This is a genomic window from Mycetohabitans rhizoxinica HKI 454, from assembly GCF_000198775.1.
Taxonomy (GTDB): Bacteria; Pseudomonadota; Gammaproteobacteria; order Burkholderiales; family Burkholderiaceae; genus Mycetohabitans; species Mycetohabitans rhizoxinica.
On the sequence record NC_014718.1, the window covers coordinates 641,809 to 659,599 of the forward strand.

The window sequence follows — 17,791 nt, forward strand, 5'->3', positions numbered from 1 at the left end:
CATGCTTTTTCATGCTAGCCTCATCATCGGGACTAGTTAGACAGCCCCGATACACTCCCTGGATAGTTTTAAACGACCTAATATTCCGTAAAGACCTACTGCACTGCATCAGTCTCTCCTTGGATATGTTTATCCACCGGCTCATTCAACTTACGAGCTAAAATTTCGCCAATTACAGTCGCTGGTTCCTGCCTGAGCATTTCTCCGTGACTACAGTGCACATCATAAACTTCTATATTTCCAAGCACGTAGGGCTTCCACACATCAGGAGAAATTAGTACATCATCTTCAACCTCTGTTCGGGTAGCTCGAAAGAATACCGCATTACCAGCGTACACCGCCGGACAAAAATCTTTTAAAATTCGTGGATTATTTTTTGCAATTTCATAAGCATTTTCCAAGAATTCTTTACTCATGGATTTAATAAACTCATCACCGTAGTGATCGGCAAGGGCAGCATTCACCATTTCCTGGTCAATTTCGCCTTCTTTGTTTACAAAATACGATCCTGGCCGACTATCTAGTAAAGCTAACAACGCCACCTTTTCACCTTGCTGCTCAAGTTGGACGGCCATGCTATGCGCGACTATGCCTCCCAAGCTCCACCCTAACAGGTAGTAAGGTCCTTCTGGCTGGATTTGGCGAATTTGCTCTAAGTAGTCTGACACCATGTCATTAATGGTAGACGGAAGTGGCCTTGCGCCGTCAAACCCACGGGCTTGCACTCCATAGAGGGGCTGGTCACTGTCTAAAAAACTTGACAGGCTAATGTAGCTCCAGCTCAAACCGAATCCAGGATGCATGCAGAAAAGAGGAGGACGACTGCCTTTAGGCTTGAGAGGAAGCAAAACAGAAAACGAACTTTCTTGAACACCATTGAGCTGGGCCAAACGTTGTGCTAAACCGGCGACAGTGGGTGCTTCAAATACCGTGCGAATGGTAAGGTCAACCTTTAACACCTTGCGAATACGATCGATCAAACGCATGGCCAACAAAGAATGACCACCTAAGTCAAAAAAACTGTCGTCAATGCCTACGCGAGGCAAGTTCAGCACTTCTGTGAAAAGTTCCGCCAATGTCTGTTCATGTGGCGTACGAGGAATGCGATATTGGGTTGGTGCCAAATCTGGTTCAGGCAGCGCGCGTCGATCAAGCTTGCCATTCGGCGTGAGTGGCAAAACATCCAAGCGCACAAATGCAACCGGCACCATATAGTCGGGCAAGCTAGCGGCCACATGCGCACGCAACGTATCCACCAACTTTTCATCGGCGTCGGCTACCACATATGCAACAAGCTGCTTATCAATGCCCTCACCTCGCACGAGCACCACCGCATCACGTACCTGCGGGTGTTGCACAAGAGACGCCTTGATTTCGCCCGGCTCAATGCGAAAGCCCCGAATTTTGACCTGCTCATCATTGCGGCCTAGGTATTCCAGATTGCCATCGGGTCGGTAACGAGCCAAATCGCCCGTTTTGTACATGCGTGCATCGGGTGCGTCCGAGAACGGATTAGGTACGAAGCGCTCAGCCGTCAACTCGGGACGGTTCAAATAGCCACGGGCGACACCGACTCCGCTGAGATATAACTCCCCAACCGTACCGAGTGGCACCGGCTGGCCGTGCACATCAAGCAAGTAGACCTGCGTGTTCGCGATGGGCCGCCCAATTGGGATAGTGTCTTCTGCGCATGCTGCTGGACACGTCCAAAACGTTGTACCAATGGGATTTTCAGCTGGCCCATACAGGTTGTGCACTTGCACGTCGGGCAGCAGCGTTTGACACAACCGGGCGGTTACGCCGGACAGTGCCTCACCACCGCAAATTAAATGTTTCACGGATGTGCAGCGCTGAACGCCTTCCGTATCCAAGAAAATACTCAGCATGGAAGGCACAAAGTGAACCGTCGTGATGCGCTGCCGGGCAATGAGATCGATCAAAGCGACAGGCTCTTTATGAGCATCGGGGGCGGCTACGACAAGGGTCGCGCCATTGAGCAACGTCCAAAAGAACTCCCAAATTGATACATCGAAGTTAAAGGGTGCTTTTTGGAGAACGCGGTCAGCGGGCGTCAGACTATAACCTCGTTGCCGGTCAATCAGCACCTGATCTTCATTTGAGATGCCCTTGGACTTTGTCACCTCGAATAAGCGTGTGATTTGAACGTGTTCGATCATCACGCCCTTCGGTGTGCCGGTGGAGCCAGACGTGTAAATGACATACGCCAGATGGCGAGGCGTCAGTTCGGCTACCCGTGGGTTGGGTGCAGCTTGATCGAGCGGTACATCCAGCTCAAGTACGCTTCGGCACGCAAGCGCCGCTTCCCCCAACGTGGCTCTACCCGTTGCATCAGCTAGTAGGATCGTTGGTGCTGCATCATTCAGAATATGCGCGAGGCGCTCGCACGGATACGCGGGATCAAGTGGCACACAAGCGCCGCCCGCTTTCATGATCGCCAATAGCCCCACGACCATCGCCGGTGAGCGCTCGACGCAAATCGCCACTCGGGCATCCGGCTTGGCGCCCAATTCAATAAGCCGATGCGCGAGGCAGTTGGCTCGTGCGTTCAATTGCGCATAGCTTAGTGTCTGCGCTTCGTACACCAGCGCAGTAGCATCGGGGCTACGCTCCACCTGTGCCTCGAACAGCTGATGAACGCACTGGTAGGCTGGGTAGGGAGCCGTCGTCGCATTCCATGTCTGAAGCAGCAGCTGACGCTCATCCGCTCCCAGCATCTGAAGCGTCGCCACCGGTTGCTGTGAGCAAGCCGCCATCGCCTGCAACATCGTCGTCAGATATCCAACGTGCCGCTCAATCGTCGCGGGGTCAAACAACGCACTCGCATAGCACAATGCCCCGATAATTTCGTCGCCTGCTTCATACAGGTGCATTTCTAGGTCAAACCGGACCATGTCGTAATCGAGGTTGGCAGACGTGACATCCAGTCCGGGTAAGCGCCACTGCCCTATTTCATTGCTCTGCCACGCGAACAACACTTGAAACAGCGGCGTGTGATTGAGCCGGCGCGGCGGCTGCACGATCTCAACGACCTGCTCGAACGGCAGATCTTGATGTGCCTGCGCATCCAACGTCGTACGTCGCACGCGCTTAAGCAGTTCGCTTGTATTGGGCTCGCCGGACAAATCCACGCGCAACGCCAGCGTATTGACAAAAAAGCCAATCAACGGCTCGATCTCACGGTGCCCCCGGTTCGCACTGGGCGTGCCAATGACTAGATCATCTTGGCCCGACAAGCGCGCGAGCACCGCACTCCACGCCGCGAGCACTGTCATAAATAGCGTCGTGCCGTGTTCAGCGCTTAGCTGCTTCAGCACACGCGTGGTTTGTGCATCAATCTGCACCGGCACGTGTGCACCGGCAAACGATTGCTGCGCCGGACGCGGTCGGTCGGTTGGCAACTCCAGCAGCACGGGGGCGTCGGCCAGTGTCGCGCGCCAGTAGTCACTCTGATCTTCCAGTCGCTCGCCCGACAGCCACTGGCGTTGCCAGGCCGCGTAATCCGGATACTGAATCGCCAGCGCGGGTAGGGGCTCGGCTGGCGCCCCGACGCGCGTTGCATACAGCGCGCTGAGCTCGCGCACCAGCACGCCAATCGACCAACCGTCCGACACGATATGGTGCTTTGTGAGCAGCAGTACGTGTTCGTCGTCGGTTAATTGGATACCACACGAGCGGATCAACGGCCCGTGCACCAGATCGAACGGTGCACGCGCTTCGCTGTGACTTAGACGTGCCAGCTGCACGTCAGCATCGGGTACCCCACGCAGATCGTGCCAGTGCAATGGCACGCCCGTGTCGGCCGGCAATAGCCGCACCTGCGGCTGACCATCAACGCTCACAAACGTCGAGCGCAACGCTTCATGGCGAGCGAAGAGCGCATTCAATGCCTGTTGCCACGCAGCCCGATCGAAAGGCCCGCGCACACGCAGCGCAAACGGCATGTGATAAGTATCGCTGACGCCGTCGAGCTGTGCGAGAAACCAAAGCCGTTGCTGCGCGAACGACAGCGGCAAGTCGCCTTCGCGCGAGACCGGCGTAATCTCAGGCAGCGCACTGGTTTGCTGGTTCAGTTGCGCACTCACCGCCGCCGCAAACGCAGCCAGCGTCGGCGACGCAAATAGGCTCGTCAGCGGCATCTCAGCACCGAGTGCCCTGACCCGGTTCATCAAGCGCACTGCCAGCAGCGAATGGCCACCGAGCGCAAAGAAACTGTCATGCCGACCGACACACTCGACACCGAGCAACTCCGTCCAGATTGTCGCAAGCGTCATCTCTAGCTCGCCTGCGCGGCGCTTCATACGCTTGATGCGCAAGTGCGTCGTCATCGGGCGCGGGTAGCGCACGCCGATCGAGCTTACCATTGGGTGTGAGCGGCAGCGCATCCAGGCGCACGAATGCAGCCGGCACCATGTAATCAGGCAGCTGTGTCGCCACATAGCGGCGAACGTCAGCAAATTGATCGAAGCTGGCCGGTTGATTCGCGTAGTTAAACAATGACGATTGGCCATCGTCTGAGGGCGGCAGGTAGACAGCAGTGGGCATGGCTTGGGCCATCTCACTGGCTTTCACGAACACAATGTCCATGCAGGCATGAGCATCATGTTCTGACCACGTGCTACCCACCCAGTAGCCAAGCGACTCACCCAACGCAGAGAAATCCTCCGGTTCCAATCCAATCGCCTGCGCATTGCCGGTGATGAGCTGACGCTTAATGGCGCTGATGTCATCGCCATTTTCAAGCGCTTGCATCGCCTCTATCTCCAGCGCTAACCGTGCATTAGGCACACCCGTGATGCGCAGCTGGGCGGGACGCTCCGTCGCGAGCAATGTCTGTAGTGTATCAATCTCGACTACCCCTTGTCCCCACCGCAGCTGCGGCGCTTGAGCGAGCGACAAGGTGTTGACGGGGCCTTTGCGCAGCACTACGTCGTAGCGATAGCGGCTCAATTCATTATGGTAGTCACCGCGCTTGAGCTCGATATCGACCGCCGCAATGGTGTCGACCCTATTGGGCAGTGCGCTAAAAAAGGCCGGCGCTAGCATCAGCTCTTTTTCTGCAAGCAGCGCTTGCTTGATACGTCGCCCTAAGCTAGACCTATCATCAGTGGCCGAATCGGCTTGGTGCAACTGCACCGCGGTGGTAAAACAGTTCAGCAAACTAAGGTTACGCACGTCCCCGATGAAAACGCTCCCACCGGGCACAAGCAGCTCCATCGCTTGGCGGACTACATCCATTAAATAGCTGGCACTGGGGAAATATTGCACCACCGAGTTAATCACGATGGTATCGAAATAGTCTGTGGGTAAGCCTTCAGTGACATGCGCAGCCTGTGTGCGCAATTGAACGTGTGAAGCCAGTTCAGGTCGCTGCGCCAACTGAGTGCGCAATGTCTCGATGGAGGGTGCAGAAAAATCCGTGCCCCAATACACTTCACAATGAGGTGCTAGGTGCGCGAGCAGCAGTCCCGTGCCTACGCCAATCTCCAGCACCCGCCGCGGTTGCAACTCACGAATCCGTGCGACCGCATCCGCGCGCCACGCTTGCATGTCCGACAACGGAATCGGCTGACCATCGTAGCTGCTCTTCCAGATATTAAAGTTTTCACCAAATGCATAGTCCGCGTCGTCTTTATAGTACGTATCGTAGACCTTCTGCCATGCTTCGACTTGCTCCGCCTCCGTCGCAAAGTCTCGCTCGACAGGCACTTGGTCAAGCACGATATAGCCAACCAGTTGTTGGCTCCCGCCCTGATCCTCTCGAGCAATCACCGCAGCCTGCGCGACGGCCGGGTGATGCTGAAGCACCGCCTCAATCTCACCCAACTCCACCCGAAAGCCCCGAACCTTAACCTGCTGGTCCGCCCGGCCGATAAACTCCAGCGCGCCATCCGAGCGCCAGTACGCCAGATCGCCCGTTCGGTACACCCGCGTACCGCTCGCATCGAACGGGTTAGCGATGAAACGCTCGGCGCTCAACCCCGGTCGGTTGAAGTACCCCCTGGCCACGCCCTCACCGGCTATATACAATTCCCCCACTACGCCAACCGGCACCGGACGCAAGCATGCGTCTAGCACGTAGGCTCTAGCGTTATCCAGTGGCGTGCCTATCGGAATAGACGCTTGCGCTTGATACGGCCCCTCGAGCAGATGGCCCGTAGCAATGGTTGTCTCAGTAGGCCCATACCCATTGATCAAGCGCAGTGCGGGACAGTGCTCGAGCACGCGCTGCGCCGCCGCGGACGAGACAATATCCCCACCCACCGTCAGCTGACGTACACTGCGCAGATAGCTCAAGTCACCTTCAGCCATGACCTGAAACAGCCCCGCGGTCAACCACAGCGCGCTTACCTGATGCGCTCGGATGGTCTCTTGCAGCACTCGCACATCCAACTCGCCCGGCGGCACAATGACTACTTGGCCACCACAGAGCAGCGGCGTCCACAGCTCATACATGGAGACATCAAAGGCGTGCGACGAATGCAGCAGTACACAATCTCGCACTTCGGACAAACGCCGGTCCAGGGCCATATAGCGTACTGTGCGATGCACAATGGCCACGCCTTTGGGTTGGCCGGTCGAACCCGACGTGTACATCAAATACGCCAGTTGCTCGGGCGAGCAAACCACAGCGGGGTTATCACTTGGCTCATCATCGAGTGACGCATCGGCATCGACGACAATGACGTGGGTACTTAGCGCAGCGCAGCGCGCTTGCAAGGCGTGATCAGTCAGTACAATGGGCGCGCGCGTCTCACTCAATAACGTGTGCAGCCGAGTATCAGGCCATTGCTCGTTCAGTGGCATATAGACGCCGCCGGCTTTGATGACGGCCAGCGCTGCGACCACGCGCTCGGGCGAACGCTGCATCAACACTGCCACGGGCGTCTGCGCTACCACCCCCAGCCGGATCAGCCGATGAGCCAGACGGTTTGCCTGAGCATTCAGCTCCGCGTAACTAATGCTTTGTTCTTTAAAGATAATTGCAATGGCTTCAGGTGTTGTAGCTACCTGCTCTTCGAACAACTGGTACACGCACCGATGCGACGGATAATCGCGCTGCGTCATATTCCAAGTTTCGAGCAGCAAAGTTCGTTCGTCTTCTGGCATCACCTCCAGTTGCTGAACCGGTTTGTCATGCGCATGCTCGAGTGCTTCGACGAGGCTTTCCAGTGCCCGCTGCATATACCCGCACACACGATTTGGGTCGATTGGCTGTACCACTTGGCAGCTCAAGCTTAAGGCTTGCTGAAAATCGTTTATCGACAACGTGACCGGATAATTGGTCCGTTCTTCTGCGCTTAACAATTCAACGCCGTCTATCGTTGGGCTTTCAGCCAAAGGCATTGCATTATGTCGATAATTGAACAATGCACTAAACAATGGCATGCCAGCCGGCACCCCACTGCAACGCTGCGCGAGTGCTAACGAAGCATGCTCGTGCTCGAGTAGCGCAGCTAAACGTGCGTGCGTGTCTCGCACGCTGTACTCAGCATGACTATGCAAATCCACACGCATTGGCAAAGTATTAACGAACAGTCCCATCGCGCTGTCTGCCCCGTCACCGGCCTGCATTCGTCCAAACAGCACCGTGCCAAATACCACTTGCTGCTGTCCGCTCACGCGCGCAAGCACTTGCGCCCAGGCCAAATGGCATAAACTGGCCAGGCTCACACCCAAGCGCCTAGCCTGCGCGCGCAGCCGATCATTCAACTCTTGCGGCAGCGCTCGATGCGCCTCGGTAATTTGGCTGCCATCGCAATGTACATCGGCTAATCCGAACGGTAGCGTAGGCTTATCCACGTTAGCCAACATGTCGGTAAAGAAGCATACATGCTCCTCTTCACTCATGCCCAGTCGCGCTTGTACAATCGAGTTACGGAACGGCTGAGCCGGCGGCAATGTGTCGCCCCGACCATCAATAAAAATTTGCACTTCTTTATTCATGACCTCCAGTGTCGAATGATCATTGATTAAATGATGAACCAATTCGACTAATAGCCAGCGGCCATCACTGTCTCGCGCAATGACGAAATGCATTAATGGCGCTTGTGTCAGATCGATGCGATATCGGCGGGTGTTAAAGCGCTCGGTCAATTGCTTGAGGATCGGCCCCTCGGCCGGATCTAGCGTAAGCTCCATAATCCATAACGGCGCATCACGCCAAACGACCTGTGCAGGCGTAGATATATCCTCCCAAATAAATGCTGTACGCAAAATATCGTGGCGGTTCACAACCTGCTGAACTGCATCGAGATAGCAATCCAGCTTTTTCCGATCGGCAAAGACCTTCTGAAAAAACAGCAGATAGGGATCACCGTCGGCGGCCAGCAGATGATGAAACAAAATACCGTCCTGCAGCGGTGACAGTGCATAAATGTCTTGGATGTTTGCCACCCCGCCCGGCACTTGCTCGACAATGCGGTCAATGTCGGCTTGAGTCAGGTCAATAAGTGGCAGCATCTGCGGCGTCAGCGTAGTAGTGTCAAGAGTAATTGCATTGGGCGGCACAATCACTTCACGGTGCTGGCCCAATGATTGAGCCAGCGCACTTAACGTCGGCATGTCAAATAATGCACGCACGGACAACCCTAAACCCCGACGCCTCAGACGCTCGATGAGTTGCACCGCCAGTAGCGAATGGCCCCCGAGTGCAAAAAAGCTGTCGTGCCGACCCACACGCTCCACCTCGAGCAATTCGGCCCAGATTTGAGCCAGCGTGGTCTCCAATTGGCCTCGCGGCGCTTCATAGACATGATGCGCGAGTGCACCAGCATCTGGCTCAGGTAACGCACGTCGATCCAGCTTGCCATTGGGCGTCAAGGGCAACGCATCCAACCGCACAAATGCAGCCGGCACCATATACTCGGGCAAACGAGCAGCCACATGCGTGCGCAGCTCGCTGACCAGCACCTCATTCGGCTCGGCCACCACATACGCGACAAGCCGCTTATTAATGCTCTCACCCCGCACAAGCACCACCGCATCGCGCACCTGCTCATGTTGCACCAGGCACGCCTCGATCTCACCGGGCTCAATGCGAAAGCCGCGAATCTTCACTTGCTCATCGTTGCGCCCGACAAACTCCAAGTTGCCATCGGGCAAGTAACGCGCTAAATCGCCTGTCTTATACATCCGCGCATCAGGCGTATCTGTGAACGGATCGCGCACAAAGCGCTCGGCGCTCAGCTCCGGGCGGTTCAAATAGCCATGCGCGACTCCCGCACCACCAATGTACAACTCGCCAACCGCACCGAGCGGCACCGGCTGGCCGTGCGCATCGAGCAGATAAACTTGGGTGTTCGCAATCGGCCGCCCAATCGGGATATTGACGTTGCCCTTGGGCACCGCAGTGATCCTATAAGTCGTCGCAAATGTAGTGCTCTCGGTCGGACCATAACCGTTGATCAATTGCTGAGGCGGCCTCTCTCGCAGCACTTGCCCCACCACGCTCGCATCTAGTGCATCACCTCCGACAATCAAGGCCTTGAGTTGGGTAAAGACTGGGCCCAATTCCACGGCCATTTGATTGAACAAACCCACGGTCAACCACAAAACACTGATGCGCTGTTCGCGCAGGGTTTGCGCAAACAGCGCTGGAGTCAGCACCGTGTCATGATCCATCACGACAGCCGCCGCGCCATTTAATAACGGCGCCCAGACTTCAAAGGTGCTCGCGTCAAAAGCCGGATTGGCCGCAAATGCGATGCGATCATCCGCTCCAACGTCAACATAGCCATTGTTGATCACTAGCCGCGCGATCGCTCGATGCGGCACCAGCACACCCTTGGGCATGCCGGTGGAGCCAGACGTGTACATCACATAAGCCGTATCAACACTGCGGCCGGCCGGTTGTGGACACGTCGTTGGAAAGTGCTCGGTTTGCGCTTTATCTGATAAGTCCAGACGCAATAGCGCTGTGGGCCGCGTAGCCGCAACTTCGGTGTGCGCATTGGTGAGCAACAACTGCGCTGCACAATCGCTCATGACCCAGCTTTGCCGCTCCGTGGGAGCACGAGGATCAATCGGTACGTAAGCTGCCCCTGCCTTGAGAATGGCCAACTGCGCCACCACCAAATCAATCGAGCGCTCAAGCAGCGTGGCCACGTAGTGCCCGGGTTCAACGCCCAGATCGACGAGCCGATGCGCGAGGCGGTTGGCCTCTGCATTGAGCTGCGCATAGCTAAGCACCTGGTCCTTATACACCAGCGCCGTCGTCTCGGGTGTGCGCGCCACCTGCTCTTCGAATAACTGCTGCACACACTGGTGTGACGGATACTCGCGCTGCGTCGCGTTCCACGTCTGAAGCAGCAACTGACGCTCATCCGGACCCAGCATCTGCAGTGTTGCCACCGGTTGCTGTGGGCAGGTGGCCATCGCCTGCAACATCGTCTTCAGATACCCTACGTGCCGCTCGATCGTCGTGGGGTCAAACAGCGCGCTCGCATAATGTAACGACCCGGTAATCTGTTCACCCGCCTCATACAGATGCATTTCCAAGTCGAACCTGACCATGTCGTACTCAAGCTCGCCAGGCTTGACATCCAGCTCGGGTAAGCTCCATTGCCCTATCTCGTTGCTCTGCCACGCAAACATCACTTGAAACAGCGGCGTATGATTCAATCGACGCGGCGGTTGCACGATCTCGACCACTTGCTCAAACGGCAGATCTTGATGCGCCTGCGCGTCCAGCGTCGTACACCGCACGCGCTTAAGCAGTTCGCTCGTATTGGGCTCGCCAGATAAGTCGACACGCAACGCCAGCGTATTGACAAAGAAGCCAATCAACGGCTCGATCGCGGCATGTCCCCGGTTGGCACTGGGCGTGCCAATGACCAAATCATCCTGGCCTGACAAGCGCGCGAGCACCGCGCTCCAAGCGGTAAGCACCGTCATAAACAGCGTCGTGCCATGCTCAGCGCTTAAGCGCTTAAGCGCTTGCGTGGTCGATGCATCGATCTGCACCGGCACGTGTGCACCAGCAAACGACTGTTGCGCCGGGCGCGGCCGGTCCGTCGGTAGTTCCAGCAGCACCGGCGCATCGGCCAGCGTCGCACGCCAGTAGTCGCTCTGCGTTTGAAGCCGCTCCCCGGACAGCCATTGACGCTGCCAAGCCGCGTAATCCAGATACTGGATTGCCAGCGGCGGCAATGAATCAGCTTGGGCTCCAACGCTGGCCGCATACAGCGTGCTCAACTCGCGCACCAACACGCCAAACGACCAGCCGTCCGACACAATATGGTGCTTTGTCAGCATCAGTACGTGTTCGTCGTCGGCCAATTGGATCACGCATGCGCGCATCAGCGGCCCGCACGCCAGATCGAACGGCGTGCGCGCTTCATCGGCGGTCAAACGCGACAGCTGCGCGTCGGCATCGGGCACCTCACGCAGATCATGCCAGCGCAGCGGCACGCCCGTGTCAGCCGGCAACAGCTGCACCTGCGGCTGACCCTCGATATTCACAAATGTCGAGCGCAGCACTTCGTGTCGCACGAACAGGGCATCCAGCGCTTGTTGCCATGCTGCCCGATCGAAAGGCCCGCGCATACGCAGTACAAGTGGGATATGGTAGTTAGCGCTTGCCTCATCGAGTTGCGCGAGGAACCATAGCCGCTGCTGTGCGAACGACAACGGCAAGCTGCCTTCGCGCGAGATCGGTGTGATCTCAGGCAATGCATTGACTGATTGGTTCAGCTGCGCGCTCACCGCCGCCGCGAACGCGGCCAGCGTCGGCGACGCGAATAAGCTCGTTAGTGGCATCTCGGCACCCAGCGCCCTAACCCGGTTCATCAACCGCACCGCAAGCAGCGAATGGCCACCGAGCGCAAAGAAGCTGTCATGCCGGCTAACACGCTCGATGCCCAATAGCTCCGCCCAGATCGTCGCGAGCGTGGTCTCCAACTCGCCTTGCGGTGCTTCATACGCTTGATGCGCGAGTGCGTCGGCGTCTGGCGCCGGCAACGCGCACCGATCGAGCTTGCCATTGGGTGTCAGGGGCAACGCATCGAGGCGCACGAACGCGGCCGGCACCATGTAATCAGGCAACTGTGTCGCCACATAGCGGCGAACGTCTGCAAATGGATCGAAGCGGGTCGGTTGGTTAGCATAGCGGAACGGTGACGTTTGATCGTCGTCCGAAGGCCGAAGGTACACATCGGTGGGCACCGCTTGGGCCATCTCACTGGCTTGTACGAATACAACATCCAAGCAGGCGTGGACATCATGCTCTGACCAAGTGGTGCCGACCCAGTAGCCAAGCGATTCACCTAATGCAGAGAAGTCCTCCGGTTCCAATCCAATCGCCTGCGCGTTGCCGGTCATGAGCTGACGCTGAATCAGACTGATATCATCGCTATGCTCAAGCGCCTGCATCGCCTCCATCTCCAGCGCTAGCCGCGCATTAGGCACACCCGTGATGCGCAGCTGGGCGGGACGCTCCGTGGCAAGCAATGTCTGTAGTGCATCCATCTCGACGACCCCTCGTCCCCAACGCAACTGTGGCGCTTGAGCAAGCGACAACGTGTTCACGGGCCCTTTGCGCAACACCACGTCGTAGCGATATCGGCTCAATTCATTATGGTAGTCGCTGCGTTTGAGTTCGATATCGACCGCCGCAATCGTGTCAATCCTGTCTAGCAGTGCGCTGAAGAAGGCGGGTGCTAGCAGTAGCTCTTTTTCTGCAAGTAGCGCTTGCTTGATACGCCGCTCTAAGCTGGACCTGTCATCGGTGGCCGAATCGGCTTGGTGCAACTGCACCGCTGTGGTGAAACAGTTCAGCAGGCTAAGGTTGCGCACATCACCGATGAAAACGCTCCCGCCGGGCACCAGCAGGTCCATCGCTTGGCGGAGCACATCCGTTAAATAGCTGACGCTGGGGAAATATTGCACCACCGAGTTGATCACAACGGTATCGAAATACCCTGCGGGTAAGCCCTCGGTGACATGCGCAGCCTGCGTGCGCAGTTGAACATGGGAGGCCAGTTCCGGCTGCTGCGCCAACTGAGCGCGTAATGTCTCGATGGAAGGCGCAGAAAAATCCGTGCCCCAATACGCTTCACAATGAGGCGCCAGGTGTGCAAGCAGCAGTCCCGTGCCTACGCCAATCTCCAGCACTCGCCGCGGTTGCAACTCACGAATACGCTCAACCGCATTCGCGCGCCACGCTTGCATATCCACCAGTGGAATCGGTTGACCATCGTAGCTGCTCTTCCAAACACTAAAATCCTCGCCGAAAGGATAATCTTGCTCATTACTGTAATAAGCATCATAGACACTTTTCCATTCATTGACTTGATGCTTTTCTGCTGCAGGATCGGATTCAATAGATATATTTCTAAGGACAACATAACCGACTAAATTTTTATCTCCGAAACGGTCCTCTCGTGCGATAACAGCAGCTTGTGCTACAGCAGGGTGGCGTTGCAGTACAGCTTCAACTTCGCCCGGCTCAATCCGGTAACCACGTATCTTGACTTGGTGGTCAGCACGGTTAACAAAATTCAAATTACCGCTGTTCTGATAACGGGCCAAGTCTCCTGTCTTATACATGCGTGCGTCGGGAGTATCCGAGAACGGATTAGGTACAAAGCGTTCAGCAGTCAGTTCTGGACGGTTCAAATAGCCACGGGCGACACCGGCACCACCGATGTATAGCTCTCCGACCGCACCCAACGGCACCGGCTGGCCATACGTATCAAGTAGATAAATTTGCGTATTCGCAATAGGCCTACCAATAGGGGTTGTCGGCCCAACCGCATCTTGATGCTCAGCAATACAGTAAATAGAAGACCAAATGGTAGTCTCGGTAGGTCCGTACAAATTCCATGTAACTTTAGTAGCGTCGCGAAGCCTTATTGATAAACTAGACGGTAATGCTTCCCCTCCGCATAGAGCCGTCAGACTCGGCATATGCTTTGACTGCTCCAAAAGAACCCGCCAAGTCGCTGGCGTGGCCTGCATCAAGCTAATTTCGTGTTCTTTAATAAGCTTTTGAAGTATGCTCGGGTCGGTAACTTCCCTACGGCTAGCAATGACGACTGCCGCACCGTGGCTCATCGGTAAGTAAAGCTCTAATCCAGCAATATCAAAAGAAATACTGGTCACGGCAAGCAACCGGTCGTGACTCGACATGCCAGGAGAGGAAGACATCGAAACCAGGAAATTGACCACATTACGATGTTCGATCATGACGCCCTTGGGTTTGCCGGTTGAGCCGGACGTGTAAATCACGTAGGCAAGATCGCGGGCGGTAAGGCCTGAAATAGACGGATTGGTATGCGCTAGGGAAGGCAGCTCATTTGGATCAATCACCGTGCACGACGCGAGCGCTACCTCTCCCAGCACGGCGCAGCCAACCGCATCGGCCAGCACGATCATGGGTGCGGCATCGGCGAGAATATGCGCGAGGCGCTCGGATGGATACGCGGGATCGAGCGGCACATACGCGCCACCGGCTTTCAGAATCGCCAATAGTCCTACGACCATCGCCGGTGAACGTTCGACGCAAATCGCCACTCGGGCATCCGGCTTAACGCCCAGTTCAATGAGCCGATGCGCGAGGCGGTTGGCCCGGGCATTCAACTGCGCATAGCTCAGTGTCTGCTCTTCATACACCAGCGCAGTGGCATCAGGGCTGCGCTGCACTTGCGCCTCAAACAACTGATGAATGCACTGGTGGGCTGGGTAGGGAGTCGCCGTCGCGTTCCATGTCTGAAGCAGCAACTGACGCTCATCCGCTCCCAGCATCTGAAATGTTGCTACCGGTTGCTGTGGGCAAGCCGCCATCGCCTGCAACATCGTCGTCAGATATCCCACGTGCCGTTCAACCGTCGCGGAGTCAAACAACGCGCTCGCATAATGCAACGATCCGATGATTTCCTCGCCTGCCTCATACAGGTGCAGCTCAAGGTCGAACCTAGCGATGTCGTATTTGAGTTCTTCGGGCGTGACTTCCAACCCGGGTAGGTGCCACTGTCCTGTCTCACTGCTCTGCCATGCGAACATTACTTGAAACAGCGGCGTGTGATTGAGCCGGCGCATCGGCTGCACGATCTCGACCACTTGCTCGAACGGCAGGTCTTGATGCGCCTGCGCGTCCAACGTCGTGCGCCGCACGCGCTCGAGCAATTGTGCCGTCGTCGGCTCGCCCTCCAAATTCACACGCAACGCTAACGTATTGACAAAAAAGCCGATCAACGGCTCGATTGCGGCATGCCCCCGATTTGCACTGGGCGTACCAATGACCAAATCATCCTGGCCCGACAGGCGCGCGAGCACCGCGCTCCAAGCCGCAAGCACCGTCATAAACAGCGTCGTGCCATGCTCAGCGCTTAAGCGCTTAAGCGCTTGCGTGGTCGATGCATCGATCTGCACCGGCACGTGTGCACCAGCAAACGACTGTTGCGCCGGGCGCGGCCGGTCCGTCGGTAGCTCCAGCAGTACCGGCGCATCGGCCAGCGTCGCACGCCAGTAGTCGCTCTGCGTTTGAAGCCGCTCACCCGACAGCCACTGACGCTGCCAGGCCGCGTAATCTGGATACTGGATCGTCAGCGCTGGCAGCGGATCGGCTTGCGCCCCAACGTTCGCGGCGTACAGCGCGCTTAACTCGTACACCAGCACGCCAAACGACCAACCGTCCGACACAATATGGTGCTGTGTCAGCACCAGTACGTGCTCGTCGTCAGCCAATTGGATCACGCAGGCGCGCATCAACGGCCCGCGCGTCAAATCGAACGGCGCGCGCGCTTCATCGGCACTTAAACGCGACAACTGCGCGTCGGCATCGGGCACCCCACGCAAATCATGCCCGTGCAGCGGCACGCCTGTGCCGGCTGGCAACAGCTGCACCTGCGGCTGACCGTCGACACTGACAAACGTCGAGCGCAATGCCTCGTGACGCGCGAGCAGGGCATCCAGCGCTTGTTGCCAGGCAGTCCGATCGAAAGGCCCACGCACACGCAGGACAAGCGGGATGTGATAGGTGCCACTAACCCCATCGAGTTGCGCGAGGAACCATAGCCGTTGCTGCGCGAACGACAGCGGCAAGCCGCCTTCGCGCGAGATTGGCGTGATCTCAGGCAGCGCACTGGTTTGCTGGTTCAGTTGCGCACTCACCACCGCCGCGAACGCGGCCAGCGTTGGCGATGCAAAGAGGGACGTCAGCGGCACGTCAGCACCTAGCAGCGCGCCTACTCGGTTCATTAAACGCACTACCAGCAGCGAATGGCCCCCGAGCGCAAAGAAGCTGTCATGCCGGCCCACACGCTCCACCCCGAGTAGCTCCGTCCAAATCGTCGCGAGCGTGGTCTCCAATTCGCCTTGCGGCGCTTCATACGCTTGCTGCGCCAGCGCACTTGCGTCTGGTTCGGGTAGCGCACGTCGATCGAGCTTGCCGTTGGGCGTCAACGGCAGCGCATCGAGCCGCACGAACGCGGCCGGCACCATGTATTCAGGCAGCCTGGCCGTAAGATACGCGCGCAACGCATGGGCAAGCTGTTGATCCGGTTCGGCTACGACGTAAGCGACGAGCCGCTTGTCAATTCCCTCACCCAGCGCAAGCACTACAGCTTCTCGCACCTGCGGATGTCTAACCAGGCATGTTTTAATTTCGCCCAACTCGATTCGAAGACCTCGAATCTTGACCTGGTGATCATTGCGTCCCAAAAACTCCAAATTCCCGTCAGGTCGGTAACGTGCCAAGTCACCCGTTTTATACATGCGAGCGCCCTCACGATCGCTAAACGGATCGAGCAAAAAGCGCTCGGCGGTCAGGTCAGGTCCATTCAAGTAACCACGCACAACACTTGCACCGCTGATGTACAACTCGCCAGTCGCACCCAGCGGCACCGGCTGACCGTGTCTGTCCAGTAGGTAAAGTCGGTTATTGGCAATGGGCCGACCAATCGGAATAGTGTCCTCCGAATACTCTGCTGGACAAGTCCAAGCGGCCACACCAATCGTTGCTTCGGTGGGGCCATACAAGTTATGCAGTTGTGCGTGGGGTAAAAGACGCTGGCAAAGCCGGACATGCGTACTCGTGAGGGCTTCTCCCGTGCAAAGTAGGCGCTTTACAGCCGTGCAGCGCTGAGCACCGTCAGTAGAGAGGAACATGCCGAGCATGGAAGGCACAAAATGAACCGTCGTGATGCGCTGCCGGATCATCAACTCCATTAAGGCAGACGGATCCTTATGGACACCGGGCGCTGCCACGACGAGGGTCGCGCCATTGAGCAATGTGCAAAAGCACTCCCAGACAGAGACATCGAAAGTAAAAGGTGCCTTTTGAAGGACACGATCGCCAGGCGTTAGCCCATAAGCTTGTTGCATCCAAACTGGATGGTTTATTGACGCTTGATTTTCCTTCTGTGCATCGTTGAGTTGGGTGACATCAAATAGATAAGCAATTTGAGCATGCTCGACCATCACGCCCTTCGGCGTGCCGGTCGAGCCGGACGTATAAATCACATATGCAAGATGGTGAGCAGTCAGCTCAGGTACCTGTGGATTGGTGGCCGCTCTTTCTGGCAGTACGTTGGGATCTAGTACGGTTAACGAGGCCAGAACCGTGTCGCCCAGCGCAGACTGGCCAGCCGTATCCGCTAACGCAATGGCCGGCGCGGTATCGGCGAGAATATGCGTGAGGCGCTCAGATGGATATGCGGGATCGAGCGGCACATACGCGCCGCCCGCCTTCATAATCGCCAATAGCCCTACCACCATCGCCGGCGAGCGCTCGACACAAATCGCCACCCGCGCATCCGGCTTGACGCCCAGT

General features: G+C 57.1%; 2 protein-coding genes. Both read right to left on the reverse strand.

What is annotated here, in order from left to right; all coding sequences use genetic code 11:
- Positions 1 to 95: 95 nt before the first annotated feature.
- Positions 96 to 4,292, reverse strand: coding sequence for an amino acid adenylation domain-containing protein (locus RBRH_RS18140; RefSeq protein WP_232509412.1), 4,197 nt, complete (start codon positions 4,290 to 4,292; stop codon positions 96 to 98).
- A complete protein-coding gene (locus tag RBRH_RS21495; RefSeq protein ID WP_415878045.1) occupies positions 4,234 to 17,790 on the reverse strand; it encodes an amino acid adenylation domain-containing protein in 13,557 nt (4,518 codons plus the stop codon). The genes RBRH_RS18140 and RBRH_RS21495 overlap by 59 nt, the downstream gene beginning before the upstream one ends.
- Between the last annotated feature and the right edge of the window lies 1 nt (position 17,791).

Coding starts and splice junctions, on each gene's coding strand:
- RBRH_RS18140 (WP_232509412.1), bottom strand. CDS start 4,292: ATGACGCTTGCGACAATCTGGACGGAGTTGCTCGGTGTCGAGTGTGTC.